Genomic DNA, 25,219 nt, shown 5'->3' on the forward strand with positions numbered 1-25,219 from the left:
CGGATCACGCGCGGCGGCTGCGCGAAGCCTAGTTTAGGATTCTTCGCTTGGAGCTGAGCCGCGAGACGCGTTCTAATGGCGCGCGGCGATCGAACCAGACTGAAGCCGTACTGACCGAGGTCCATCCGCGGGCACTCAACACAGGGGCCAACCATGCAGAGACAACGACCCGACCTACCCAGCACCGACAAGCGCTGGAAGCTGGTCAACGCCACCATGCGGCGCAATGGCTATGCCGAGCATGCGCTGATCGAAGCCCTCCACAGTGTGCAGGATGCCTTCGGCTTCCTCGACACCGACGCCATGACCTTCGTCGCCGACTCGCTCGACCTGCCGCTGAGCAAGGTCTATGGAGTCGCGACCTTCTATCACCTGTTCATGCTCAAGCCCCAGGGCCGGCATACCTGCGTGGTCTGTACCGGCACGGCGTGCTATATCAAGGGGGCCGGAGCCTTGATCGAAGGCATCGAGCAGCGCTTCGCCGTCAACCCCGGCGAGACCACCGAGGACAAGTCCCTGTCGGTGATGACCGCGCGCTGCGTCGGTGCCTGCGGACTGGCACCGGCCGTGGTGATCGATGGCAACGTGATCGGCAAGCTCGGCACCGACAAATTGGTCGAGCGTATCGAGGAGGAGACCCGCGAATGAACCTCGACGAACTCGACGAACTGGCCCGCAGCTATACCGAGGAGGCCGCTGATGTCGCCCAAGAGGTGCGCGTGTGCATGGCGGCCAGCTGCCAATCCACCGGTGCGCAACCGGTGTTGGACGCGCTGCACAAGGCGCGCGAGGCCAAGGGCGCCGACAACTGCCGCGTCAAGGGCGTCGGCTGCATGGGCCTATGCTCGGCGGGGCCCTTGGTGAGCGTCGGTGAGCGCGATGCCGACCTCAACGCCTCCAACATCTACCGCGAGGTGACCGCAGATCATGCCGAGGCCCTGATCGAGGCGACCCAGAACCCGGCGGCCGCCGAGGCGACGCTCGCTGCGCTGCACTGCCCAAGCGACTTGCCCTTCTTCCAGCGCCAGCAAAAGATCGTGTTGGAGCACGCTGGCGTCATCGATCCCGATAGCTTCAAGGGCTATGTCGCCGTCGGCGGCTATCGCGCCATGGTGCAGGCGCTCTCCGAGATGACCCCGGCCGAGGTCATCGCCGAGATCACCACCAGCGGCCTGCGTGGCCGCGGCGGCGGCGGCTATCCGACCGGCCTCAAGTGGTCGACGGTGGCGAAGATGCCGGGCGAGCAGAAGTACGTGATCTGCAACGCCGACGAGGGTGATCCAGGCGCCTTCATGGACCGCGCGATCCTCGAATCGGACCCGCATCGCCTGCTCGAAGGCATGGCCATCGCCGCCTACGCGATCGGCGCCAACAAGGGCTACATCTACGTGCGCGCCGAGTACCCGCTCGCAGTCGAGCGGCTCAAGACCGCGATCCGCAAGGCCAAGCGCCAGGGCTTTCTCGGCCATCATATCTGCGAAACGCAGTTCAATTTCGATGTCGAGATCCGCCTCGGCGCCGGCGCCTTCGTCTGTGGCGAGGAGACCGCGCTCATGGCCTCGATCGAAGGCGGTCGCGGCCAGCCACGCCCACGCCCGCCCTACCCGGCCCAGTCCGGTCTGTTTGGGCGCCCGACCCTGATCAACAACGTCGAGACCTACGCCAATATCGCCCCTATCGTCAACGAGGGCGGCGACTGGTTCGCCGGTATCGGCACTGAACGCTCCAAGGGCACCAAGGTCTTCGCGCTCGCCGGCACCATCGAGAATACCGGCCTGATCGAGGTGCCGATGGGCACCCGCCTGCGCGACATCATCGAGGTGATCGGCGGCGGCATCCCCAACGGCAAGGCGTTCAAGGCGGTCCAAACCGGCGGTCCCTCGGGCGGCTGCGTGCCAGCCGAGCATCTCGACATCGGCGTCGATTACGACAGCCTCAAGACGCTCGGCACCATGATGGGCTCGGGCGGCATGATCGTCATGGACGAGACCTCGAACATGGTCGATGTCGCGCGTTTCTTCATGGAGTTCTGCATGGACGAGTCCTGTGGCAAGTGCGTGCCCTGTCGCGCCGGCACCCAGCAGATGCACGCCTTACTCGACAAGATCGCGAAGGCTGATGCCACGCGCGGCGATCTGGCGCTGCTCGAGGAGCTATGCGAGGTGGTGCAGGCGACCAGCCTGTGCGGACTCGGCCAAAGCGCGCCGAATCCGGTCATGAGCACGCTGCGCTACTTCCGTGCCGAGTACGAGGAAAAACTCGCCGGCGGTTGATTCAGTTGATCGGCTTGGGCGGCTCCAGCTTGAACATCGGCTGACTGTTCGGTCCGCTGCTATGCAAGCCAGGGTCCAAGGCACGATCGGACAAGGTCGGGCGAATCCGCAAGCGCAGCCGGGGAGGTCGGATCAGGTGCGAGCCACGCGCCGGACCGCTCGCCTTGGCCATCGCCGGGGTGAGGCTGATCCCGGTCAGCGCGCGCGCTTCCGGCGACTGTGGCGCGATGCCTTTTTTGCGCAGATAGCTCGTCAGCACTCGGTAGGTGTAGCGTTGCGTCTCCGGATAGGTGACGAAGCCATTGTGGCGGCTCAACGCGCCCTCGCCGGCGTTATAGGCCATCACCGCCTTGCCGATGCCGAACTGCCCGAGCAACCGTTTCAGATGCCGCACACCGGTGCGCACATTGGTCTGCGGGTCGAACAGGGCCTCGATCGAGTCGACACCGTAGTCCGCAGCCGTCTCCGGCATGACCTGCATCAAGCCGATCGCACCCACGCGAGACACGGCATGGGGATCATAGCCAGACTCCGCCATCACCACCGCATCGACGAGGTCGATCTCGACCCCGTATTGTTTCGCCGTGCGTTCCACCAGGGCCTTGAGCGCCGCGCGACTTGGCACCGGCCCGCTGGGTGGCGTCGGCAACGCGGGCGCGGCGGAGCTGACCGCCTTGGCCTGCGCGAGATCGGCAACGGCAGCGCTCGTAGCGAGGCCGATGACGAGAAAAAGCATGACATTGGAAACTAACCATCGCATTCCGACGCACCCTAATATGATGAGAGAAGACATCAACAGCCGCCTATGACTGGACATCGCACACTGGCAGCGAGGGGAGCGATGCTGCGATACTTCACCGCCGATGATACAGGCTGCGATGGCACCACCCTAGCACTCGCGGCAGCGCCGATCATCACCTGTGGCGGCTGTACAAGCGATGCCGCGCCATGCCCGGCCCTGACGCACAGCGCACGACAAGCACGATGAGCGACAAGATCCCGAACGCCACCATCGCCGAGGTGCAGGGCCAGCGCCGCATCCATTACGACGGTTACTGGATCAAATACTATGAGCCGCCGCCAGAAACCCTCGCCGCCAAGAAAGCCTTGATCGAGGCCTTGACCCGCCGTCTGTTCAACCATGTTGAGCATGGCATCAACATCCCCGGCATCCGCCTCGCCGAGGCGCGCGCGGCCTATGAGGCCGAGACCGATACCGAGCGCAAGCGGGTCAACGGCGCGATGCTCGCCGGTGCGCTCTTCAATCGCGCCGCGACCATCTTCACCAAGCTGGTCGAGCTGCAGGCCGACGGCGTCGAGATCGAGCCCGACGACGCCCTCATGCGCGAATGCGGCGACTACCTGCTCGAAGCCCTGGATCTCGGGCACATGGTGCGCCATCGCGGCGGCGACGAGGGCATCGATGAACTCTGGGGGGAGCCGTTCAAGGCCTTCAGCCAACCGATCTCTGCCTTCTATGACAGCCGCTATCTCAAGATCGCAATGACCATGCGCGATGTCGATCGCATCACCGCCACACTGACCACCACGTTCGAGGGCAGCACCCAGGTCAGCGGGCTGGCGCCGCTGCTGGCCGAACTTGGCGAGTCCGCCAAGCGCAAATGCGAGATCCTGCGGACCGATCCGGCCATCTTCGATGTCTGGCCCGCCTTCGTCGTCGCCGGCGATCGCCTGCGCAACATCCAACCCCATCTGCCGCCGGCCCCCTCGGCGATCGAGGTCCACGAGGCGCAGGAAGGCAATCGCATCCTGAAATCCAGCACCGACCTCGTGAGCCACATGGTTCGCGCACGCGCGCCGATGCCCAAGAGTTGCCGCGAGTTGATCGATACCTGCCATCAATTCCGACGCGCCTTCATCGAGCCTCGGCTGCGCCGGGAACAGCAGCCCGGCCGGTCCGGTTAAGCGCGCCAGCGGTCCACCTCAGCCGACCTGTCGAGAACATTGGTCTAGCGTTTGCTTCACTCCCGACGTCTCTCAGTCGCCACCCACTCGATGGACGGACATTATGGGCGTAAGCATCAATGACTCTGTTTGCAATCCAACCGCGAGTGCCGATCTGGCCGGCATGATCGGACCGGTTCGAGCGCCGAGGATTCTCAATCACGACATCATGGGCTGTACCGCAGAGGGGGTGCTCGGCAATCACCTCTACTCTGGGCGCGCCCTCGGCGCCAGCGACCCCGGCGATCTGATCCAACTACATCCGGATCTCATGCCCCACTGGCCGGTCATCTGCGGCCATTACCGGCGCATCGGTCTCAGTCACAGCAACGAGGTCATCTGGGACATCGATCCCGGTCGGCTCGCCGAGTATCCACAGCATATGCCCTCGGTGTTCTACTTTGGCGCCGCCGAGCAGCGCAAACGCCCGGATGAACGCTGGTATCGGACCGTTGATTACATCAACTCCAAGAATCAGTTCATGGCCCTGGCCGATGATCTCGGCGTGCCGGTGCCTCGCACCCTCTGCTTCGAGGCGGCTGGGCGGATCAAGGATGTCGATCTCCATGTCGCGCCTTATCCCTGCTATCTCAAGGCTGCGGTCTCGGTCTCGGGTGTGGGCATCTACCGCTGCGAGCATCAGGAGGCCCTGCGCGCTGCCATCGAGACCTTCGCACCCGACACGCCGGTGCAGATCCAGGACGAGGTGCCTACCGACAGCTTCCTCAATCTCCAGTACGAAACCATTGATGGCCGTGCCGAGCGGGTCGCGGCAACCGAGCAGGTCCTCGATGGCTGTGTCCATCAGGGCAACCGACATCCGGTTCCGGCGCCACCCTGGCCGGTCGTCGAGCCCATGGCCGACTGGCTCGTCGCGCAGGGCATGCAAGGGGTCTTCGCCTTCGATGTCGCCGTGGTCCATCGCGATCAAGGCCTCGAGTACCTGGCGATCGAGTGCAATCCGCGCTGGAATGGCGCCTCCTACCCAACCAAGATCGCGCACAAACTCGCGATCGAGCAGTGGCTGGCGCGCGCCTTCCCGACCCAACATCGAAGGCTCGCGGAGATCGACCTGACGGGGATCGAGTATGACCCGAGCACCGGTGAAGGGGTTATCCTGGTGAATTGGGGGCCGGTGCTGGTGGGCAAGCTGCTGGTACTGCTCGCGGGCCAGCCCGAGCGACAGCAGGCACTGGCGCAAGCCCTCAGCCAGCGCCTCTGAGTAGAGAGAGTACATGACGACCGATACCTATTCCCTGATGATCCACGGGGGCGCGGGCGCGCTCGACAACGTCGCCGATGAGCGCACCGCCGTACGCTACCTCGAGAGCATCCGTGTGATCCTCGAGCACGGGCGTACCATCCTCGAACGCGGCGCGAGCGCGGTCGAGGCGGTCGAGAGCTGCGCCTCGCAGCTCGAGGATGATCCGCTCTTCAATGCCGGCTGCGGCTCGGTGCTGAACGAGAACGGCAAGGTCGAGATGGACGCTGGGATCATGGACGGGCGCGATCTGGCCGCCGGCGCTGTCGCCGGTATCGGCAACATCGCCAATCCCGTGCAATTGGCACGCCTGATCATGGATGGCAGCGAGCATGTGATGCTCATTGGCGACGGCGCGCTGCAGTTCGCCAAGCATTGCCAGGTGCGTTTGACGCCGGATCACTACTTCTTCACCCCCGATCGGATCAAGCAACTGGAGCAGGCGCGCCTGCGCGGGCGGATGACGCTCGACCATGACGACGAGGGCGAAGATCAGAAATACGGCACCATCGGCGCCGTCGCGCGCGACCGCCAGGGCCATCTGGCCGCTGCCACTTCAACCGGCGGCATCGTCAACAAACGCATGGGCCGCGTCGGTGATTCACCGATCATCGGCGCTGGCGTCTATGCCGACAATGACAGCTGTGCGGTCTCCGCGACCGGCTACGGCGAAGACTTCATGCGCACCGTCTTCGCCAAGACGGTCGCGGACCTGATCGAACTCTGCGGCGGCAATGCGCGCTCTGCGGTCGATGACGGCCTCGCCTATCTCAGCCGTAAGGTCCAGGGTCGCGGCGGGCTCATCTGCATCGATCGCACCGGCCACTGCGCCAGTGGCATGACGACCAAGAAGATGATCCACGGCTGGATCGAGCACGGCGGCGAGACCATCTGCCGCTTCTGATCTGCGCGCTCGACTCAGAGCAACTGTCCCTTGCGGATCACCACGATGCCCTCGTCCGAGACCTCGAACCGCTCGGCATCGGCGCGGCGATCCTCGCCGATGATGGCTCCCGCCGGGATCACCACCTCCTTGTCGCAAATACAGCGCCTGATGCGCGCATTGGCCCCCACCCGAACACCCTCGAACAGAATCGCCTCGTCGACGATCGCGCCGTCCTCGACCTGCACCCGTGGATAGAGCACCGAATGGCTGACGCCGCCGCCACGGATCACGGTTCCGGCCGCAAGCATCGAGTTGACGAAGATGCCCTCGTTCCCCGAATTGGGTCCAGGCACGGTGCGCGCTGGCGGATACTGCCCCTGATAGGTCAGGATATGCCAGTCGGCCTGGTAGAGATCCAAGGGCGAGTCGGCCTTGAGCAGGTCCATGTTGGCGCGAAAGTAGGCGTCGGTGGACCCGAGATCGCTCCAATACCGATCCTGACTGACGCGCCCGCGCTCGCCGCCAAAGCCGTAGGCGACCGGCGGGCTCGGCGTGAACGCACGGCCATCGAGAAACGGTGTCAGGAGCTGGGTCACGAGATCCACGTTCGATTCCATGCCTGCTGCCATCCCCGCTTCCATTCCAGACTCACCGGCTTCGGCTAGGGTCTCGAGCCGTTCGAGCAGCAAGGTCTTGTCGATCAGGACCACGCCCATCGTCGAGCGGTAGGTGTCGCCTGCCTCCGGCGGTGGCCGCATAGCGATGATCCGTTCCTCGGCATCGACGTCCACCGCCATCCCACCGCTGGCGGTGCCGGGCCCGACCTGGCGCAGCGGGCAGCTAATGCCCCCGCCCTGCTCGCGGTGAAAGCGGATCAGCTCCGCATAGTCCATGCGATAGACCAGACCGCCATCGAGCAGCAACACGCTATCCGACGGGCTGCGCTCGATCAGGTAGCGGTTCTGACGCAACGCGTCCATTGCATTGCGATACCAATCGCTGTGATAGCGCATCTGCGGCGGTACTGCGGTGATGAACTCGCCCAGCTCGGCGTTGAACAGTGACCAGCCGTCGCGCAGGTGCTTGTGTAATGAGTGCGATTTGTACTGGGTCAGCACCAGCACTTGGCGCAGCCCCGAGTGCAGACAGTTGGCCAGCGTGAAATCGATCACGCGATATTTGCCGGCCACCGGCACTGCGGCCTTACAGCGATGCTCGGTCAGTAGTTTGGGCGTGCCACGCTCGGCGGCGAATACGAAGGTGAGTGTCTTCGAAGGCATTGGCGATTCTCGGGGTCTCCGGATCAACGACGATGGACAGGCCCGACCACGCTGACTCAACGCAATGATCCAGCCTCGCCGCTAGCTATCGCCTACCGGCGGTGGCTCATTGCGGCAACAGGTCATCGGCTCATCAGGCCAGCCCGGCCCGGACTCGCTGTTCATAATCCAGAATGCATTGTAGGCCAAGGCAACCCCTGCGAGCCCGAGCACGACAAATAACACACGACGATGCGGTGACATGGCGGCACCCCTGATCGACAGTGGACTGAAAGAGAGGCGACCGAACAGCATCGCCGGCTTATCTGCATCATCCTGGCGCATACAGGCGGGCAGACGCCCCACACTGGGGCAGGAAGTGGCACCGATCAGCCAGGAGCCAGGGCCGGGCTGATTGAAAGCAACTTAGCCCGTGCGCGCAAGCCCGATGCGATCGAGCGCGACATTCGGCTGCGAAGCCAGGGCCTCGAACAACAGCGAGCGCCCCGACATCGCGTCTGCGGCCGGCAGCCCCATCAGTTCAAGGACCGTTGGGGCCACATCGGCCAGGGTTCCATTCGGTCGCAGCACCCAACGCTCCTTGTCCACCACTAGCAACGGCACCGGATTGGTCGTATGCTGGGTGTGCGGTGCGTCCGTCTCGGGGTCCAGCATCATGTCGCAATTGCCATGATCGGCCGTCAGCAGCGCCGAATAACCGTTGGCCGTGGCCGCATCCAGCACGCGACCGGCCTGCTGATCAACCACCTCGACCGCCCGCACCACGGCATCCATATACCCGGTATGACCGACCATATCGCCATTGGCGAAGTTGACGACGATGAAGCCATAGCGCCCGCTCTCGATCGCTTCAACGACAGCGTCGGCCACCTCCACCGCGCTCATCTCCGGCTTGAGGTCATAGGTCTTGACCATGGGGGACGGAATCAATCGATGCACCTCGCCGGCGACCGGCTCCTCGCGTCCACCGTTGAAGAAGAAGGTGACATGGGCATACTTCTCGGTCTCAGCGCAGTGAAACTGCTCGATCCCCCGTACGCTGATCACCTGATTCAGGGTGATCGCCGGCACCTCGGGATCGAACGCATGCGGCAGCTCGAAGCGCTTGTCGTAGATCATCATGCAGGTCAGCGCAGCGCGCGGCGCCTGCCCCCGATCGAAGCCATCGAACGCGTCCAACGCGAGCGCTGCGGCGATCTGCCGGGGCCGGTCCTTGCGGAAGTTGAACAGCACCATCGGATCATCGGCCTCGAGCCCCCGCCAATCGCCGATGACGCTGGGATGGATGAACTCATCGCCCTCGCCCGCCGCATAGGCGGCATCGATCGCCGCGCGCGCGCTCGAGGCACCGCGCCCCTTGCCGAGCACGATAGCCCGCCAGGCGCGTTCGGTACGGTCGAAACGCCGATCCCGATCCATCGCGTAGTAACGACCGCTAACGGTGACGATGCGCCCGCCCGCCCCATCAAGCGCCTCCTCGATCTCGCCGAGGCCGTTGAGTACCGACTTTGGCGGTGTATCCCGCCCATCGGTCACCATATGCACCAATGGGGTCACGCTCTCGCGGCGGCACAGCTCAATCAGGGCCAGTAAGTGGCGCGCGTGGCTATGTACGCCGCCCTCGGAGACCAGCCCGAGCAGCTGCAGCGGTCGGCCCTTGGCCTTGGCCGTGTTGAGCGCCTTGAGCAAGGCCGCGTTCTCGAAGAAGCGACCGTCGGCGATCGCATCATCGATCAGCACCAGATCTTGGCGCAGCAGGCTGCCGCTGCCGAGCGTCATATGCCCGACCTCGGAATTGCCCATTTGTCCGGTCGGCAGACCCACGCCACTGCCCGACGCGTTCAGTTGCGTGAATGGATAACGGAAGAAGTATTCATCGAGCCGTGGTGTCCTCGCCTGGGCGATGGCATTGTGGAGCTTACTTGGGTTGATGCCGAAGCCATCGAGGATGACCAGGACGACCGGGCGCCTCGGGGTTGCCGACTCTGCGGTGGTAGTCATGATCGAAAAACCTTGGGTTGCGGGATGTCTCGGAGGATGTCCCAGAACATGAAGCAAACGGCGTTCCTTTTCCACCCGGGTTCGATGACAGCGACGAGACCACGGGGGTCAGACACCGATGTGAGGACCGTCCGCGCCACTAAATGCGTTCGTGTTGCTCGTGCCGACGCAACAGCACAGCCTGCACCATCAGGCGTTTCATCTCCGCCACCGCGCGCTCGAGCCCCGCGAACAACGCGCGCGCAACAATGGCATGGCCGATGTTAAGCTCGCGCACGCCCGGCAAGGCCGCGATCGCCTCGACGGTTGGGTAATCGAGCCCATGCCCGGCATTGACCTGCAGGCCAAGCGCTTGCCCTCGCGCCACGGCATGGGCGATGCGCCGCAGCTCCTCCGCGCGCGTCACCAGCGAGCGGGCGTCGGCATAGCGGCCGGTGTGGATCTCGACCACGGGCGCGCCGATCTCGGCGGCGGCCTCCAACTGCGCTGCCTCCGCATCGATGAACAGCGACACGCGCACGCCGGCGTCGGCCAGCCGCGCGGTCTGCTCTTTGAGCATGTCGACATGGCCGGCGACATCGAGTCCGCCCTCGGTGGTCAGCTCCTCGCGCCGCTCCGGCACCAGGCAGCAGTCGGTCGGACGCACGGCGCAGGCGATCTCCACCATCTCCGGGGTCGCCGCCATTTCCAGATTCATGCGCGTCTGCAGGATACCCTTCAGTAGATGCACATCGCGATCCTGGATATGCCGCCGGTCCTCGCGCAGATGCAGCGTGATGGCATCGGCACCGGCCTGCTCGGCAACGAGCGCGGCCTGGATCGGCTCCGGGTAACGGGTCCCACGGGCCGCGCGAATGGTTGCAATATGATCGATATTGACACCGAGTAGGATCGGCGCCCCGGTTGGCTCTGACATGATGGTTCCTGCAGTTGAGAAAGCGATGCGGGCGAATGGATCGCCGGTTGTTCGCCGGGGGATCGCGGATCGTTTCAGGCCGGTCGCCGGCGAAACAACTCGCGGCTGCGCAGCGGCTTAGGCCCCAGATGCGGCGCGAGCGCCGCGCGCATCAGGCCGCGCGCCGCGCGGGTCTCGCGCTGCGACAAGGCCGATCCAGCGGCCAGCCGTTGCAACGTGGCGCCGCTGACCAGCGCCGCTGGCGCGAGGTTCGACGCCACGACAGCCGCCGTCTCCGGCACCGGCTCCAGCCCCACGTCGGGCCTGTAACCATAGCATCGGCTCGGATCGATCAGCGCGCCGTGGCGATCCCTCCGCAGATCGAGCGCGTAGCCGAGTTCTTCCAGCAAGCGCAGCTCGAAACGGCGCAACACCGCATCCATGGTCTCGGTCGCCAGATCCGCCAGCGCCTGCTGGTAGAACACGAACAGGGGCTCTTGGGGATCATCGCGTGCGAGCAAGCGCATCAGCAGCTCGTTCAGGTAGAAGCCGCAGTAGAGGCGTTCGCCGCTGAGCGCGATCGCGGGGGCAGCGGCTTCGGCTCGGGTCAGGGTCTTTATCTCACTGCGGCCGACCCATTGCAGCCAGAGTGGCTGAAACGGTTGCAGCAGCGAGGCCAGCGCGCCACGCCCCTTTGGCGCCGCCTTCGCCCCCTTGGCGAGACAGGCCAGTCGACCATTGTCTGCGGTGAAGACCTCGAGCAGCAGGCTGCTGTTGCGATAATCCCGGCGGTGCAGCACAAAGCCGCGCTTGAGTGCCAGCGCGCCCATGGCCAAGACTGCCCGACGACCCTCGCCAACCCTTGCCAGGGACGCCGCTTAGTATTCGCCGTAACCGAGGCTCGCGAGCGCGGCCTCGTCGCTGCTCCAGCTATCCTTGACCTTGACCCAGACCTCGAGATGCACGCGCCGGCCGAACAGCTTCTGCATTTCCAGCCGCGCCTGCGATGCGGCGGCCTTCAGCGCCTCGCCGCGGTGGCCGATGATAATGGCCTTTTGGCTCTCACGCTCCACCCAGATCAGCGCATGGATGCGCGCCCTGGGTTCTTCGGCTCGCCCCATCCCCTTCGATGGCTTTCCCTTGGTTTGCTCTCCCTGGGGCTGTTCTCCCTTAGGCTGCTCGAGGGTGAAGGACTCGATCTCGACCGTGGTCCGATAGGGCAGCTCCTGGCCATAGCGCTGCATCAGCTGTTCGCGCAGCAGCTCGGCGGCGAGGAAGCGTTCCGAGCGATCGGTGAGCTGATCGGGCGGGAACAACGGCTCGCCCGCAGGCAAGGCGGCCAGGATCTCGGCTTCCAGCGGCTCCACCTGATGCCCCTTCAGCGCCGAGACCGGCACGATCGAGACGAACGTGTGCCGTTCCGACAACGATTGCAGGAAGGGCAGCAGGCGTGACTTATCGGCGATGCGATCGGTCTTGTTGACGGCGACCAGGGTCGGTGTGCCGGCCTTGGCGATCTCGGCCAGTGCCAACGCGTCCTCATCGGTGAACTGCAACGCCTCGACCACCAGTAGCACCAGGTCGACATCGGCCAAAATCGCCCGTGCCGCCCGATTCAGATAGCGGTTGAGGGCATTGCCACCGCGTTGATGCAGGCCCGGCGTGTCGACATAGAGGATCTGGCCGCCGGGTAGGGTCGAGACGCCGAGGATGATGTGGCGCGTCGTCTGCGGCTTATGCGAGGTGATGGCCAGCTTCTGCCCAAGCAGCCGGTTGAGCAGGGTCGACTTGCCGACATTGGGGCGGCCGATGATCGCCACATAGCCGCAGCGATGAGCGCTGCTGCCGGGGACGGCATGCACAGTGGCGATGGCCGCATCGGTGGGCGCTGCGGCCTGATCATCCAAAGGTTCATCCAAGGGCTGGCTCATGCGATCAATCGGTCTCGGTCAAAAGGGCAAGCATGGTCTCGGCCGATTGCTGCTCCGCGCGACGCCGGCTGGAGCCATCGCCCAGACACTCCCGGCCGTCGTCAGGCAACCGGCAGCGCACCTCGAAGCGTTGCGCGTGCTGCTCCCCGGTGACCGCAGTCACCTCGTACTCGGGTAAGCCGCGCCGCCGTGCCTGTAGCCACTCCTGCAGCTGGGTCTTCGGGTCCTTGCGCGCCTCCTGATTGGCCACATCGGCCAAGGACTCGGCGAAAACCTTGAGGATCATCTGCTTCGCCCGCGCGAAGCCCTGATCCAGATAGATGGCGCCGATCAGCGCCTCCAGCGCATCCGAGAGCACCGAGTCGCGCGCATGGCCGCCGGAGCGCAACGCGCCCGAGTCCAGACGCAGATAATCGCCAAGATCGCGCGCGCGCGCGATCTTGGCGAGGGCCTCGCGATTGACGAGGGTCGCTCGACGCCGGGTCAGATCGCCCTCGCTGGCCTCGGGGAAGCGCTGCAGCAGCACCTCGGCGATGACAAAACCGAGCAAGGCATCGCCCAGGAACTCGAGACGCTCATTGTTCACCGGGCCCGCGCTGCGGTGGGTCAGGGCCTGCTCGATCAGCGCCAGCGATTCGGGCGGATGGCCGATCAGCGCAATCGCGAGGCGCTTAGGATCAGATGTCATGCGCGCGCTTTAGGGTTGGACTCAATGGGGTCGAATTCAATGGATCACATCGCCAATGCGGTCGAACGCGATCGGCAGGCCGTCGCGATTCCCATCCCAGCTCATCCAGATTGCGAATGCCTTGCCGACCAGGTTCGCCTCGGGCACGAAGCCCCAGCACCGCCCATCGTTACTGTTATCGCGGTTATCGCCCATGACGAAATACTGGCCTTCGGGCACCGTCACCGGACCGCGCGCGAGCACGCCGCAGGAGCGTGGGAAATCGCCCGTGCGCGGATTGATCAGGATCTCGTGCTCGTGCTCGTCGTCGACCTGTTCGACGGCCTCGACCAGCCCAGTCGGCTGCCCGTTCTCATCGACATAGTCGCCGAGCGGGGTCTGCTCCAAGGGCTCGCCGTTCACATAGAGCGTCTTGTCGCGATAGTAGACCTGATCCCCCGGCACCGCGATGACGCGCTTGATGTAGTCGACCGACTCATCGCGCGGGAAGCGGAACACCATCACATCACCGCGCTCGGGCGCGCCGATGTCGACGAATTTTTTGTTCAGCACCGGCCAGCGCAACCCATAGGAAAACTTGTTGACCAGGATGAAGTCGCCGACCAGCAAGGTCGGCATCATCGAGCCGGAGGGGATGCGGAAGGGCTCGACGATAAACGAGCGCAGCAACAGCACGACCAGGATCACCGGGAAGAACGAGCGCGCGTATTCGACCAGCACCGGCTCTTTATAGCCGCCGTTCTGGGCGCCCTCGCCCGCAGCGAGACGGCGACGACGCTTGGGCGCGAACAGCAGCGCATCCAACAGCCAAATGCCACCAGTGAGAAAGGTAGCGGCAACGAGGAAGGTCGGGAAGTCGAAGCTCATGGCGCGGTGGCGTCTCCTGGTCCTGTGACGGCGCTCCGAACGCCGCACGCAGCACGACGATCAGGTCTGGAATGCAAAATCGGTCAATTATCCTTGCTGGACTGAAGCACCGCAAGGAAGGCCTCTTGCGGGATCTCGACCCGCCCAACCATTTTCATACGCTTCTTGCCGGCTTTCTGCTTCTCGAGCAGTTTGCGCTTACGCGTCACATCACCGCCATAGCATTTCGCTGTCACATTCTTGCGCAGCGCCTTGACCGTGGTGCGGGCGATGATCTTGGTGCCGATCGCGGCTTGGATCGCGACCTCGAACATCTGGCGCGGGATCAGATCCTTCATGCGCTCGGCGAGTTCGCGACCGCGATGGACCGAGTTGGAGCGATGCACGATCAGCGACAGCGCATCGACGCGCTCGCCATTGATCAGCAGGTCCAACTTGACCAGATCGGCTGCGTCGAAACGCTTGAGTTCGTACTCGAACGAGGCATAGCCGCGACTCACCGACTTCAGCCGATCGAAGAAGTCGAGCACCACCTCGTTCAGCGGCAGCTCATAGCTGACCTGCACCTGGCCGCCGAGGAACTGGATATTCTTCTGTACCCCGCGCTTCTCGACGCAGAGGTTGATCACGCCGCCGAGCAGATCCTGCGGCACCAGGATATGGGCCTCAATGATCGGCTCGCGGATCTCTTGAACCTTGGTCGTCTCCGGCAGGTTGGCCGGATTGTCGACATTGATCACCTCGCCATCGTTCAGCACCACCTCGTAGATGACCGTCGGCGCGGTGGTGATTAGCTCCAGATCGTATTCGCGCTCGAGCCGCTCTTGAATGATCTCCATGTGCAGCATGCCGAGGAAGCCGCAGCGGAAGCCAAAGCCGAGCGCCTGTGAGGTCTCGGGCTCGTAGAAGAGCGCCGATTCGTTGAGCCGCAGCTTGGCCAGCGCATCGCGCAGGTCTTCGTAGTCGTCGGACGAGATCGGATACAAGCCGGCGAACACGCGCGGGCGAATCTCGCGAAAGCCCGCGAGCCGTTCCGTCGCCGGCCGATCAGCGCCAGTGATGGTATCGCCCACCGGAGCGCCATCGACCTCTTTAATCCCGGCAACAACGAAGCCGACCTCGCCCGGGCCGAGCTGCTCGCGTGGGGTCTTCTTTGGCGTGAAAATGCCAACGTTATCGGCCTGATGCACGCGCCCGACCGACATCACCTTGATCTTGTCGCGCCGCCGCAGCGTGCCCTCCTTGACCCGGATCAGCGAGACCACGCCGACGTAGGGATCGAACCAGGAGTCGATAATCAGCGCGCGCAAGGGCGCATCGGCATCACCGACTGGCGGCGGGATCTTCGCCACCAACATCTCCAGCAGCTCGGGGATGCCAAGGCCGGTCTTGGCGCTGACCCGCAACGCATCCTGGGCATCCAGGCCGATGATCTCCTCGATCTCATTGATCACCCGCTCCGGCTCGGCTGAGGGCAGGTCGATCTTGTTCAGCACCGGCAGCACCTCGAGACCAAGGTCAATCGCCGTATAGCAGTTAGCAACGCTCTGCGCCTCGACGCCCTGCGCGGCATCGACCACCAGTAGCGCGCCCTCGCAGGCCGCGAGCGAGCGCGAGACCTCGTAGGAGAAGTCGACATGGCCGGGGGTGTCGATGAAGTTCAGCTCGTAGATCTGGCCGTCCTTGGCCGGATAGTCCAGAGTCACGCTCTGCGCCTTGATGGTAATCCCGCGCTCGCGTTCGAGATCCATCGAGTCGAGCACTTGCTCCGACATCTCACGATTGGTCAAGCTGCCGCAATGCTGGATGAAGCGATCGGCAATGGTCGACTTACCGTGGTCGATATGAGCGATGATGGAGAAATTGCGTATGTGACTGAGGTCGGCCATCGGCGGCTGTGATCCTTGGGGCTATCCGAGCGGAAAGGCGGGTAAGATTACTCTGGCGGCAAGCGCAGTGCATAGAACATGCGTCCATCACCGCGCTGCACCAGCACGGCCACCGACGCCCCCGCCGGCGCCGCGTCCACGAGCTGATCGAACTGAGCCACGTCCCGAACCTGCTCGTTGTGGAAGTGCAGGATGAGGTCGCCCGCGCGCAGACCAGCCCGTTCGGCAGGCCCGGTCTCGACGCGCTCGACCAGAACGCCGCCCTCCTCGAGCGCGAGCAACTCGCGCTGATCATCCGGCACCTCTTGGACCACCAAGCCCAGCCGATTGGCCGCCAGTGCTGACCCATTGCCAGGCTGGATGAAGGCCGTCTCGTCCTCGGGCAGTTCCGCCAAGGTCACCGCCACGGTGCGCCGTTTGCCATGGCGCAGGAGTTCAACCTCGACCGTGACATCGACCTTGGCCACCCCCACCAACGGCGGCAGGTTACTCGAGGTCGGAACCTCGATGCCATCGAACGCGAGGATGATGTCGCCGGCGCGCAGTCCCGCCTTCTCGGCTGGGCTATTGGGCAGCACCTGCGAGACCAGCGCGCCGACCGGATGCGGCAGGCCGAAGGGTTCGGCAAGGTCGCGGGTCACATCTTGGACCAAGACACCGAGCCAGCCGCGACTAACCCGCCCCTTCTCATTGAGCTGCTCGACCACATCGATGGCGACATCGATCGGGATCGCGAACGAGAGCCCCATGAAGCCGCCCGTACGGCTGTAGATCTGCGAATTGACGCCCACCACCCGTCCCCGCAGATCGAACAACGGCCCACCCGAGTTGCCTGGGTTGATCGCCACATCGGTCTGGATGAAGGGCACATAGTTCTCGGAGGGCAGCGAGCGCCCCTTGGCGCTGATGATGCCCGCCGTCGCCGAATGCTCGAAGCCGAACGGGGAACCGATCGCCAGCACCCATTCCCCCACCTCGATGGCCGATGAGTCTCCGAGTTCGACCGCCGGCAAGTCGGCTGCATCGATCTTGAGGAGCGCGATATCGCTGCGCTCGTCAGCGCCGATGACCTGGGCTACGAACTCACGGCGGTCGCTCATCCGCACGATGATCTCATCGGCGGCCTCGACCACATGGGCATTGGTCAAGATGTAGCCATCAGGGCTCAGGATGAAGCCGGAGCCCAGCGAGCGCCCCTGCTCCCCCTCATCGGGCAAAGGCCCACCTTCCTCGCCGAAGAAGCGGCGAAAGAAATCGTACAGAGGGCTGTCTTCCGGCAGGCCGTTCTCGGCGTCGAAGTCCTGCGGCCCCAGCCCATAACCCTGCTTGCTACTGATATTGACCACGGACGGGCCATAGCGCTTGACCAGGGGGATAAAGTCCGGCAGCCCGGACATCATCTCAGACGCTGCCTGCTCGCTCGCAGGCGCCGCCGGCGTACCCTGCTCGGCGAGGCTAGGCGGTCCCCCGGCAAGCCCGAGCACACCAACGGTGGCAAGAACGAACAGCAGCAGGGACCGATGATACATGCGAAACGAAACCTAAGAGCAAGCCGAGAGAGGGCCAAAGGCCGGTGGAATTCAACAACGATGGACCGAGCACCATAACAGAAGCCGCCCTCGCCCACCGCACCGCTTGTAGATTAGGGCGCGCCCGGCAGACCTACAGGAATCGACTGCGTAACGCGCCGCAGCAGCACCGCGCGCCAGCGTGGATCGGCGGCGAGTCGTCGGCTGTAGAAACGCGTGCCGAGCAAACCGACGACGAAGCCGACGACACCGGTCAACAGCGGTAACCATTGATCGGCGGAGCGATCCGCAAGCATCAGGTCGCCGGCGATGGCGCCGGCCAAGAGGCCAGCCAGCGGCACCATGTAGGCGGCCAGGGCGGCCTTGAGCAGCGCGGCCTCCGGCATGCCGATGATGACCTCCTCACCGGCACGGGCAGCAATCCGATTGGCCACGAGCAAGCGCTGTGGCCGCCGCCCGAGCACCCGGTCAAGCAGCGAGACACCACAGCCCGAGCGGGCGTTGCAGGCGTTACAGCTCGAGCGGCGCATGATCTCGACCTCGGCGATACCGGCCTCGGTCGAGGTGACGATGGCATGTTCTTCGATCATGGTTCAGTCCTGAGCGCATCGGCGATGGCTTGCACGGTCGGCAGCGGCGCCTCACCGACAACCGTGACCTGATGCCCATCCACGAGCCGCCCCGCCGCGTTCAACGCCCCGACGCGCTTGGCCCCGGTGAAGCCATGCCCCTGATCGGGCTCGACATAGACCGACACCGTCGAGAGCCCATCGCTGATCATGAACCAGCGTCGGTCTCCCTCAGCCTGTCTCCCAGCTTGGACGCGAGGCGGATCACCGGCGACGAGCCGATAGCCAGCGGGTAAGGCGGTGAAGCCCCAAGGGGCCGCGTCAACGGTGCCCGGGGGATGGGCCGGCGGTGCTGCGGTCTGGGCGGGCGGTGCTGGGGTCTGAGCGCTCAAGGCCGCGACCGAGCGCGTGTTGGCCTCTTCGAGAAATTCGATCTCGGTGAACATCACCTGCTCGATCGGAATCGCCGCGCTATCCATCAGGTCGGTTTTCAACGGCAAACCGGTTTCCTCATCAACGAAGAAACGATAGCCATAACGCAGGTCATCCCTGGGAATAATACCCACGACCTGGGTGTCACGACCAGCGACGCGCGAGCGCCCAAGCAGGTGGATCAGATAATGCGCACGCAGCCGTTCGATATCGAGCGTGCCCGGATGCAGGGTTGCTGCGGATGCGGAATGTCGCGGGACCGAGATCGCGCGCGCATCGGGCAGGACGCAAATCACCGACTGACGGCTCCGGGCAACGGCGCGGATCGGCCCGCTCAGCGCCAACAGGCTCTCACGGGCCTGACCGCCATCGATGCGATGGGCAATGCGCAGCGTCGACAAGTGATGGCCATTGAGATAGACCAGGGTGCCCTCGTACTCACGCTCCGACAGCGCCTTCGCCATGCGACCGAGCAGCGCGACCGAGGAGCGCTCCTGGTCGCGATCGGCAGCAATGACCGGACACGCCAGGCAGACACCGACAACGACGATGAACAAGCGCGTATCGCGTAACAACACCGGCCACATCCGATCAACGCAAGCCACTTTGACCAACCACGGCGGCATACGGAATAAAGCCAGTCAGCCCCGAGGCCGAGGCACGCTCGCGATGATCCACCAAGAGGGCATCCAGCGCGGTCGATCCAGCGGGCGCCTCCATCGTCCAGCGCTCCACCACCTGCGCATCGGCTTGCGCGTCGCTGTCAGCAGGCTCGGGAGTGCGCTGCTGTGCCATGTTGGGGGACTCCATTGCCGGGCCGCTCAAGAGCCCCGGGCCCACCAGGACGGCAACAGCAACCAGGCTAGCGGCGATGGCCAAGGCCGCAGCCGGTCGGTTGATCGAGGCCGGGACGCGCTGGCGCCGCGCTGGGCGCATCGGCACCGGCTCGGTGGCCAGCGCCGCCGACACCCGCGCGCTGATGGTACGCGCTGCGGGCGTTGACGCCTCGCCACGAAGCACCTGACCAATGAGCAGGCCACGCTCAAAGCGTGTACGCAGGGTGGCGTCCTGTTCGAGCGCCTTGATCGCGACCTCGAATCCGCCAGGACCGGGCTCGCCGTCGAGCAGGGCCGCAAGATGCCATGGGTCCGGTGTTGCTGTTGTCATGATGTCGCCTTCGCTCATCAGTCTCGTTCATGATACGGGATTCGGCTCGGGGGCATGCGATGACCATCAACCCTCGAGCAACGGCCGGAGCCGCTTATCGATCGCTTCCCGCGCGCGGAAGATACGCGAGCGCACCGTCCCGATCGGACACTCCATCGCCGTGGCGATCTCTTCGTAGCTCATGCCATCGATCTCTCGAAACATGATCGCCGCGCGCAGATCATCAGGCAGCGCATCCAGCGCATCCTGCACGGTGTTCGCGATCTCATCGGTGAGGGCTTCGCGCTCTGGTGTCGCGCTGTCGCGCAGTCGCGCGCCCATCTCCATCTGCTCGGCGAGTTCGGCCTCGACATCATCCCCAGGCGGCCGCCGGCTCTGTGCGACCATGTGGTTCTTCACCGTATTGATCGCGATGCGATAGATCCAGGTATAGAACGCCGACTCGCCACGAAAGCCGGGCAGCGCTCGATAGGCCTTTAAGAAAGCATCCTGGGTCACATCCAGAACCTCGGCGCTGTCGCGCAGGTAGCGCCCGATCAGCGCGGCGATCTTCTGCTGGTATTTCAAGACGAGCAGATCGAATGCCCGTCGATCTCCGGCCTGCGCGCGCTCGACGAGCGCTTGATCGACCTCGCGCTCAGACACGCGGTCTACCCCATGCTCGTCGGTCCCTGCTCACCTGGCGCATTGACACCACCCCTTCGATGAAAGTTCTATGTTCAGAGCGTCGCGCCTTGATGTATCGCAAGGCGATGCGACGCTTCATGAATTGCCCGTTGGCTTGCCGATTCAAATCGGTCTCGTCTAATCTTTGTCCATGCCCCAGCATAGACAAGCATCCATAGAAGCCCGCCATCATGCCTCACCTTAACAGCCACGACGTTCTCATCATCGGCAGCGGCGCCGCCGGCCTCAGTCTCGCGCTGCGGCTTCCGGACAACCTGTCGGTCGCCGTGGTCTCGAAACGCGAACTCCAGGAAGGCAACACCCTCTATGCCCAGGGCGGCATTTCGGCGGTGCTCAACGCCACCGACTCCATCGACGCCCATGTGCAGGATACCCTCAAGGCGGGCGATGGGCTCTGTGATGAGGCCATCGTGCGGCTGGTGGTCGAGCGCGGCCCGGGCAATATTCAATGGCTGCTCGACGCCGGGGTCGAGTTTACTCGCGACGACAGCGCCGCCAGTTCCAGCGGCTACCATCTGACGCGCGAAGGCGGTCACACCCATCGCCGCGTGATCCACGCCGCCGATGCCACCGGCCTGGCGGTCGAGACCACGCTGACCAGCCTGGCGCGCGCGCGCGGCACCGTCGAGCTGTTCGAGCATCATGCCGCAGTCGATCTGATCACCGATCGCAAGCTCGGTGGCAGCGAGAACCGCGTTCTCGGCGCCTACCTGCTCGACAACCGCGACAACCAGGTCAAGACCTTCCTAGCCCGCTTCGTGGTCATCGCCAGCGGCGGCGCCAGCAAGGTCTACGTCTACACCAGTAATCCGGACGTCACCACCGGTGACGGTATCGCCATGGGCTGGCGCGCCGGCTGCCGGGTCGCGAACATGGAATTCATGCAGTTTCATCCAACCTGCCTCTACCACTCCAAGGCCAAATCGTTCCTGATCAGCGAAGCCCTGCGCGGCGAAGGCGCCACGCTTTGTCTACCCAATGGCGATCGCTTCATGCCGCGCTTCGACGAGCGCGCCGAGCTGGCCCCGCGCGACGTGGTGGCGCGTGCGATCGACCACGAGATCAAGCGCACCGGCAGCAAGTTCGTCCATCTGGATATCTCGCACCGCCCGGCCGCGTTCATCACCGAGCACTTCCCGACCATCCACGCGCGCTGTCTCGAACTCGGTATCGACATCACCCGCGAGCCGATCCCGGTGGTGCCAGCCGCACACTATACCTGCGGCGGGCTGCTGGTAGATGCCCACGCGCGCACCGATCTACCGGGCCTCTATGCGATCGGCGAGACCGCCTACACCGGGCTGCATGGCGCCAACCGGATGGCCAGTAATTCCTTGCTTGAATGCCTGGTCTTTGCCGAACTCGCCGCCAAGGATATCGCCGAACTGGCCACCGACTGGGCAACGCCGCCCGACGTGCCCGCCTGGGACGCCAGCCGCGTCACTGAACCGGATGAAGCGGTGGTGATCTCGCACAACTGGGAGGAATTGCGCCGTTTCATGTGGGATTATGTCGGTATCGTGCGCACCAACAAGCGCCTGCAGCGTGCCAAGCGCCGGGTCGACCTGCTGCGCCAGGAGATCATCGAGCACTACAGCAATTTCCACGTCGAGGCCAACCTGCTCGAGCTGCGCAACCTGGTCGAAGTCGCCGACCTGATCATCCAGTCCGCGCAACGCCGCCGCGAGAGCCGTGGTCTGCACTACACGCTCGATTTCCCGCAACAAGACCCGAGCCAACTGCGCCCGACGATCCTGATCCCGAACCGCTATCGGCCCCGCAGCGGAGATTGGGGCGCTCGTGAGCGCATTGGCTGAACGACATCGGTGTTGAGACCGTAGCGGTTCATGTCGCGGCCGGGTGACTGCGGGTGATCACTCACCTGCGGTTCCCACAGATCCGGACATGCGGAATTCCCGCGTCCGGCTCCTCGGCCTAAACGTTCGCTACGTGGCATAGCGATGAACCACCCGCGCGGGCGGGAGCGGGTAGCGCCGCAACAGACGGTTAAAGGCCGACCAGTCAAGGCGCGTCGCCTATGAACGACGATTGAGCCATTTGTGCCAGTACCGTTGCGTCGGCACCACTGCCCGATCTGCCGCAGCGCGCGGCTGAAGCGGGTCTTGGCCGTCTTGCGTTGCACCACCCAACCACCCAGCGCCCCTTCCGGGAGCGCCCCCAATAGTGGCTGAAGCCGAGCAGATCGAAGCTGCGCTCCCGTTGTGCACGTGGCTCCTGTCCTACCCTCAGTGGGCTGCGAAAGTCCACCAATCGGGTCTTATCGGGGGGAAGGGTCAACCCAAAGCGCGCCAGGCGCTTGGGCAGCACCTCCAACACCCGTCGAGCGTCGTCTTCCCGCTCAAAGGCCAGGGTCGCATCATCGGCAAACCGGATCAGAAAGGGGTCAGCGCAGAATTCGGAAAAAATCGTACGCTAAGGTTTCGCGCCCGTCTGTAGCGGCCGGAACCGCCCGTCTGCGGGGGAACGATCCTGCTGCCAGACATAGTCGCCGGTCAAATTGATGTGCTCCCAGCCCAGCGGCGACAGGTACTGTAGCAGGGCGTCGTCAACGGACACGCCGGTCGCGCGTAGCGCCTCGACCGCCCGCTCCAGGTAGACCGTGTTCCATAGCACGATCGCCGCAGTGACCAGGTTTAGGCCGCTGGCCCGATAGCGCTGCTGCTCGAAGCTGCGGTCGCGAATTTCGCCCAGGCGGTTGAAGAACACGGCGCGGGCCGGTGCGTTGCGGGCCTCCCCCTTGTTCAACCCGGCGTTGACCCGGCGGCGCAGTTCCACGCTTTGCAGCCAGTCCAGGATGAACAGCGTGCGCTCAATCCGCCCCAGCTCGCGCAGGGCCACGGCCAGGCCGTTCTGGCGCGGATAGCTGCCGAGCTTGCGCAGCATCAGGGAGGCGGTCAGCGTGCCCTGTTTGATTGACGCGGCGAGCCGCAGCAGTTCGTCCCAATGGGCGCGGATCTGCGCGATGTTCAGAGGGCCGCCGATCATGGCGCGCAGCCCCGGGTACTCCTCCGCGTTGGTCGCCAGGTACAGCTTGGTGTCCTTGAGGTCACGGATGCGGGGCGCAAAGCGGAAGCCGAGCAGGTGCATCAGGCCGAACACATGATCGGTGAAGCCCGCCGTGTCGGTGTAGTGCTCCGCGATGCGCAAGTCCGACTCGTGGTAAAGCAGGCCGTCGAGCACATAGGTGGAGTCGCGCACGCCGACGCTGACCACCTTGGTACTGAAGGGTGCGTACTGGTCGGAGATGTGGGTGTAGAACAACCGACCGGGCTCGGCGCCGTACTTCGGGTTGATATGGGCCGGTGCTCTCGGCCTTGCCGCCAGCACGAAAGCGTTGACCGTCGGACGACGAGGTGGTGCCGTCGCCCCAGTGCTCGGCGAAGGGGTGGCGGAACTGCGCATTCACCAGGTCAGCCAACCCCGCCGCATAGGTCTCGTCGCGGATGTGCCAGGCTTGCAGCCAGGCCAGTTTCTCGTAGGAGATCCCGGGGCAGGAGTCGGCCATTTTGGTCAGGCCCAGGTTGATCGCGTCGGCCAGAATCGCCGACAGCAGGAGCGTGCGCTCGCGCACCGGTGCGCCATCCTTCAGGTGGACGAAGTGGCGCGTGAACCCCGTCCAGTCGTCCACGTCCAGCAGCAGGTCGGTGATCTTGATGCGGGGCAGCAGCAGGCTGCTGCGCTCGATCAGGTGTTGGGCCGCTGCGGGCACGCTCGTCGCGAGCGGCGTGATCTTCAAGCCCAAGTCGGTGATGATGGCATCCGGCAGCGCGTTGGCCAGGGCCAGGCGGTTGGTGGTGACCAGTTGCTCCCGAGCAATTGCAGCCGTTCGCAGAGGTAGCGCTCGCCGTCGGGCTCAGCCGCAACGGGCAACGTATGGCCCTGCTGGAGCGCCCGGAACGTCTCGGTCGGCAACAAGTAGTCGTCGAAGTTGCGGAACTGGCGGGAACCCTGGACCCACACGTCGCCGGAACGTAAGGCGTGCCGCAGTTCCGACAGCGCACAGATCTCATAGAACCGGCGGTCGAGACCACCGTCGGCGAAGACCAACGACTTCCAGCGCGGCTTGACGAAGGCGGCCGGCGCATCCCGCTGGCACCTTGCGGGGTCCTGGGCATTCATCGCGCGTACCGTATTGATGGCGTCGAGCACCCCTTGCGCGGCCAGCGCGGCGTGCAGCGTGAGCGCCTCCAGGAACGGCGGCGTATAGCGCTTGGGGCAAATCACCGGTGGTCATCGCGAACCAGGCCGATCTGGCGATCATCACCACCCTGCTGGTACATCTGATGCTCGTTCGTTGCCTCCCCGGCGAGGTGCTTCAGGATGAGAAGGCGTTGCGTAAACAGGACCGGCGCCAACAGGGGCTCGCCGATCAGGCGGTCGGCACCGAACGTCCGCCCTGGAGTGCGCCTCTGTACCGCTATACGTCGAAAATAACGATAGTCCATCTCTTTCAGCACGCCTCTCAAAAGGCTTCAAAGATAAATCTGACCGCCTAAAGGCGGTGGTTTCAACCTTACTTCGGACAATGATCACATTCAGCTCCTGCCGCACCTGTTCCAGAATCTGCTCGACCTTGCGCTGTTTGCGGCAGACGGTGCCAACTACGATGCCCGGCATCGCCTTCCTGTCCGGTGGTCAGGGCGACGAGCAAGCGACCCAGCACCTCAACGCGATGAATTCAGATGGCGGTCAAGCCATTGCTGCCGTGGCGCCTGACCTTCTCGTACGCAAGGGCACTGCAGAATCAGGTGCGACCTGGCGGAGCGATGCCTCGAAGTCGGAGCAGGGCCAGCTAAGCCCTGCTGCATCGGGCCAAGCTCAACTCGCTCGCAAACATCGGCGATTACGCGCCGGACATGGAGCGCCAAGCGGCATAGG

Annotated in this window: 22 protein-coding genes and 2 pseudogenes; 8 read left to right on the top strand and 16 right to left on the bottom strand. The window is 64.5% G+C overall.

What is annotated here, in order from left to right; all coding sequences use genetic code 11:
• The first annotated feature begins 153 nt into the window (after window positions 1-153).
• Window positions 154-648 (top strand): bidirectional hydrogenase complex protein HoxE, encoded by a 495-nt coding sequence (hoxE, locus tag AC54T3_RS08370; RefSeq protein ID WP_496623933.1) that lies wholly within the window; start codon window positions 154-156, stop codon window positions 646-648.
• Window positions 645-2,273 (top strand): NuoF family protein, encoded by a 1,629-nt coding sequence (locus AC54T3_RS08375; RefSeq protein ID WP_496623934.1) that lies wholly within the window; start codon window positions 645-647, stop codon window positions 2,271-2,273. Before hoxE ends, AC54T3_RS08375 begins: the two co-directional genes overlap by 4 nt.
• A 1-nt stretch (window position 2,274) precedes the next feature.
• Here AC54T3_RS08375 and AC54T3_RS08380 read toward each other — a convergent pair whose 3' ends face one another.
• On the bottom strand, window positions 2,275-3,009 hold the full coding sequence (locus AC54T3_RS08380) for a lytic transglycosylase domain-containing protein (RefSeq protein ID WP_496623936.1): 735 nt from the start codon (window positions 3,007-3,009) through the stop codon (window positions 2,275-2,277).
• A 248-nt stretch (window positions 3,010-3,257) separates the two neighbouring features.
• Here AC54T3_RS08380 and AC54T3_RS08385 point away from each other — a divergent pair, with 248 nt between their 5' ends.
• The 3 genes from AC54T3_RS08385 (at window position 3,258) to AC54T3_RS08395 (ending at window position 6,403) form a co-directional block, all read left to right on the top strand.
• Window positions 3,258-4,199 carry a hypothetical protein gene (locus AC54T3_RS08385; RefSeq protein WP_496623938.1) on the top strand — a complete coding sequence of 314 codons (942 nt, stop codon included), beginning with the start codon at window positions 3,258-3,260 and terminating at the stop codon, window positions 4,197-4,199.
• Between the two features lie 163 nt (window positions 4,200-4,362).
• Window positions 4,363-5,460, top strand: a complete 1,098-nt coding sequence (locus AC54T3_RS08390; RefSeq protein ID WP_496623939.1) for an ATP-grasp domain-containing protein — start codon at window positions 4,363-4,365, stop codon at window positions 5,458-5,460.
• A gap of 13 nt (window positions 5,461-5,473) precedes the next feature.
• Window positions 5,474-6,403 carry an isoaspartyl peptidase/L-asparaginase family protein gene (locus tag AC54T3_RS08395; RefSeq protein WP_496623941.1) on the top strand — a complete coding sequence of 310 codons (930 nt, stop codon included), beginning with the start codon at window positions 5,474-5,476 and terminating at the stop codon, window positions 6,401-6,403.
• A 14-nt stretch (window positions 6,404-6,417) separates the two neighbouring features.
• On the opposite strand, the gene AC54T3_RS08400 is transcribed toward AC54T3_RS08395, so the two are convergent.
• The 13 genes from AC54T3_RS08400 to rpoE form a co-directional block, all read right to left on the bottom strand.
• Entirely contained in the window at window positions 6,418-7,665 is a 1,248-nt protein-coding gene (locus tag AC54T3_RS08400) for a glucose-1-phosphate adenylyltransferase family protein (protein ID WP_496623943.1), read from the bottom strand.
• A gap of 405 nt (window positions 7,666-8,070) precedes the next feature.
• Window positions 8,071-9,666 (bottom strand): 2,3-bisphosphoglycerate-independent phosphoglycerate mutase, encoded by a 1,596-nt coding sequence (gene gpmI, locus AC54T3_RS08405; RefSeq protein ID WP_496623945.1) that lies wholly within the window; start codon window positions 9,664-9,666, stop codon window positions 8,071-8,073.
• A gap of 139 nt (window positions 9,667-9,805) precedes the next feature.
• A complete protein-coding gene (gene pdxJ, locus AC54T3_RS08410) occupies window positions 9,806-10,582 on the bottom strand; it encodes a pyridoxine 5'-phosphate synthase (RefSeq protein ID WP_496623947.1) in 777 nt (258 codons plus the stop codon).
• A gap of 74 nt (window positions 10,583-10,656) precedes the next feature.
• Complete coding sequence (gene recO / locus AC54T3_RS08415; protein ID WP_496623948.1) at window positions 10,657-11,391, bottom strand: DNA repair protein RecO; 735 nt, start codon at window positions 11,389-11,391, stop codon at window positions 10,657-10,659.
• A gap of 48 nt (window positions 11,392-11,439) precedes the next feature.
• Window positions 11,440-12,492 carry a GTPase Era gene (era, locus tag AC54T3_RS08420; RefSeq protein WP_496623950.1) on the bottom strand — a complete coding sequence of 351 codons (1,053 nt, stop codon included), beginning with the start codon at window positions 12,490-12,492 and terminating at the stop codon, window positions 11,440-11,442.
• Window positions 12,493-12,496: 4 nt separating this feature from the next.
• Window positions 12,497-13,180, bottom strand: coding sequence for a ribonuclease III (rnc, locus tag AC54T3_RS08425; RefSeq protein ID WP_496623951.1), 684 nt, complete (start codon window positions 13,178-13,180; stop codon window positions 12,497-12,499).
• 36 nt (window positions 13,181-13,216) lie between these two features.
• Window positions 13,217-14,047: a signal peptidase I gene (gene lepB / locus AC54T3_RS08430; protein WP_496623953.1), complete on the bottom strand. Its 831-nt coding sequence runs from the start codon at window positions 14,045-14,047 to the stop codon at window positions 13,217-13,219.
• An 83-nt stretch (window positions 14,048-14,130) separates the two neighbouring features.
• Window positions 14,131-15,936, bottom strand: a complete 1,806-nt coding sequence (gene lepA / locus AC54T3_RS08435; protein WP_496623954.1) for a translation elongation factor 4 — start codon at window positions 15,934-15,936, stop codon at window positions 14,131-14,133.
• Window positions 15,937-15,983: 47 nt separating this feature from the next.
• Complete coding sequence (locus AC54T3_RS08440; RefSeq protein WP_496623955.1) at window positions 15,984-17,465, bottom strand: DegQ family serine endoprotease; 1,482 nt, start codon at window positions 17,463-17,465, stop codon at window positions 15,984-15,986.
• A 113-nt stretch (window positions 17,466-17,578) separates the two neighbouring features.
• Window positions 17,579-18,055 (bottom strand): SoxR reducing system RseC family protein, encoded by a 477-nt coding sequence (locus AC54T3_RS08445; RefSeq protein WP_496623956.1) that lies wholly within the window; start codon window positions 18,053-18,055, stop codon window positions 17,579-17,581.
• A complete protein-coding gene (locus AC54T3_RS08450) occupies window positions 18,052-19,044 on the bottom strand; it encodes a MucB/RseB C-terminal domain-containing protein (RefSeq protein WP_496623957.1) in 993 nt (330 codons plus the stop codon). Before AC54T3_RS08450 ends, AC54T3_RS08445 begins: the two co-directional genes overlap by 4 nt.
• A gap of 13 nt (window positions 19,045-19,057) precedes the next feature.
• Window positions 19,058-19,633, bottom strand: coding sequence for a sigma-E factor negative regulatory protein (locus tag AC54T3_RS08455; RefSeq protein WP_496623958.1), 576 nt, complete (start codon window positions 19,631-19,633; stop codon window positions 19,058-19,060).
• Between the two features lie 66 nt (window positions 19,634-19,699).
• Window positions 19,700-20,278, bottom strand: a complete 579-nt coding sequence (gene rpoE, locus AC54T3_RS08460; RefSeq protein WP_496623960.1) for an RNA polymerase sigma factor RpoE — start codon at window positions 20,276-20,278, stop codon at window positions 19,700-19,702.
• 212 nt (window positions 20,279-20,490) lie between these two features.
• Here rpoE and nadB point away from each other — a divergent pair, with 212 nt between their 5' ends.
• Complete coding sequence (gene nadB, locus AC54T3_RS08465; RefSeq protein WP_496623961.1) at window positions 20,491-22,137, top strand: L-aspartate oxidase; 1,647 nt, start codon at window positions 20,491-20,493, stop codon at window positions 22,135-22,137.
• A gap of 205 nt (window positions 22,138-22,342) precedes the next feature.
• On the opposite strand, the gene AC54T3_RS08470 is transcribed toward nadB, so the two are convergent.
• Both AC54T3_RS08470 and AC54T3_RS08475 read right to left on the bottom strand, forming a co-directional pair.
• Entirely contained in the window at window positions 22,343-22,747 is a 405-nt protein-coding gene (locus tag AC54T3_RS08470; RefSeq protein ID WP_496623976.1) for a reverse transcriptase domain-containing protein, read from the bottom strand.
• A 6-nt stretch (window positions 22,748-22,753) separates the two neighbouring features.
• Window positions 22,754-24,553: pseudogene (locus AC54T3_RS08475) on the bottom strand (Tn3 family transposase); the annotation flags it as partial.
• Between the two features lie 14 nt (window positions 24,554-24,567).
• Here AC54T3_RS08475 and AC54T3_RS08480 point away from each other — a divergent pair.
• On the top strand, window positions 24,568-24,837 hold the full coding sequence (locus AC54T3_RS08480; RefSeq protein ID WP_496623963.1) for a hypothetical protein: 270 nt from the start codon (window positions 24,568-24,570) through the stop codon (window positions 24,835-24,837).
• Between the two features lie 71 nt (window positions 24,838-24,908).
• Window positions 24,909-25,083, top strand: a pseudogene (locus tag AC54T3_RS08485) (class I fructose-bisphosphate aldolase); the annotation flags it as partial.
• Between the last annotated feature and the right edge of the window lie 136 nt (window positions 25,084-25,219).

This window comes from Halochromatium sp. NSM3 (assembly GCF_059621085.1).

Excerpts from the sequence above, each read along its gene's own strand:
- AC54T3_RS08455 (WP_496623958.1), bottom strand. The coding sequence starts at position 19,633 with ATGACAACAGCAACACCGGACCCATGGCATCTTGCGGCCCTGCTCGAC.
- rnc (WP_496623951.1), bottom strand. The coding sequence starts at position 13,180 with ATGACATCTGATCCTAAGCGCCTCGCGATTGCGCTGATCGGCCATCCG.
- AC54T3_RS08380 (WP_496623936.1), bottom strand. The coding sequence starts at position 3,009 with ATGCTTTTTCTCGTCATCGGCCTCGCTACGAGCGCTGCCGTTGCCGAT.
- lepA (WP_496623954.1), bottom strand. The coding sequence starts at position 15,936 with ATGGCCGACCTCAGTCACATACGCAATTTCTCCATCATCGCTCATATC.
- AC54T3_RS08440 (WP_496623955.1), bottom strand. The coding sequence starts at position 17,465 with ATGTATCATCGGTCCCTGCTGCTGTTCGTTCTTGCCACCGTTGGTGTG.
- AC54T3_RS08445 (WP_496623956.1), bottom strand. The coding sequence starts at position 18,055 with ATGATCGAAGAACATGCCATCGTCACCTCGACCGAGGCCGGTATCGCC.
- pdxJ (WP_496623947.1), bottom strand. The coding sequence starts at position 10,582 with ATGTCAGAGCCAACCGGGGCGCCGATCCTACTCGGTGTCAATATCGAT.
- era (WP_496623950.1), bottom strand. The coding sequence starts at position 12,492 with ATGAGCCAGCCCTTGGATGAACCTTTGGATGATCAGGCCGCAGCGCCC.
- AC54T3_RS08390 (WP_496623939.1), top strand. The coding sequence starts at position 4,363 with ATGATCGGACCGGTTCGAGCGCCGAGGATTCTCAATCACGACATCATG.
- hoxE (WP_496623933.1), top strand. The coding sequence starts at position 154 with ATGCAGAGACAACGACCCGACCTACCCAGCACCGACAAGCGCTGGAAG.
- AC54T3_RS08385 (WP_496623938.1), top strand. The coding sequence starts at position 3,258 with ATGAGCGACAAGATCCCGAACGCCACCATCGCCGAGGTGCAGGGCCAG.
- AC54T3_RS08395 (WP_496623941.1), top strand. The coding sequence starts at position 5,474 with ATGACGACCGATACCTATTCCCTGATGATCCACGGGGGCGCGGGCGCG.
- gpmI (WP_496623945.1), bottom strand. The coding sequence starts at position 9,666 with ATGACTACCACCGCAGAGTCGGCAACCCCGAGGCGCCCGGTCGTCCTG.
- lepB (WP_496623953.1), bottom strand. The coding sequence starts at position 14,047 with ATGAGCTTCGACTTCCCGACCTTCCTCGTTGCCGCTACCTTTCTCACT.
- recO (WP_496623948.1), bottom strand. The coding sequence starts at position 11,391 with ATGGGCGCGCTGGCACTCAAGCGCGGCTTTGTGCTGCACCGCCGGGAT.
- AC54T3_RS08375 (WP_496623934.1), top strand. The coding sequence starts at position 645 with ATGAACCTCGACGAACTCGACGAACTGGCCCGCAGCTATACCGAGGAG.
- AC54T3_RS08400 (WP_496623943.1), bottom strand. The coding sequence starts at position 7,665 with ATGCCTTCGAAGACACTCACCTTCGTATTCGCCGCCGAGCGTGGCACG.
- nadB (WP_496623961.1), top strand. The coding sequence starts at position 20,491 with ATGCCTCACCTTAACAGCCACGACGTTCTCATCATCGGCAGCGGCGCC.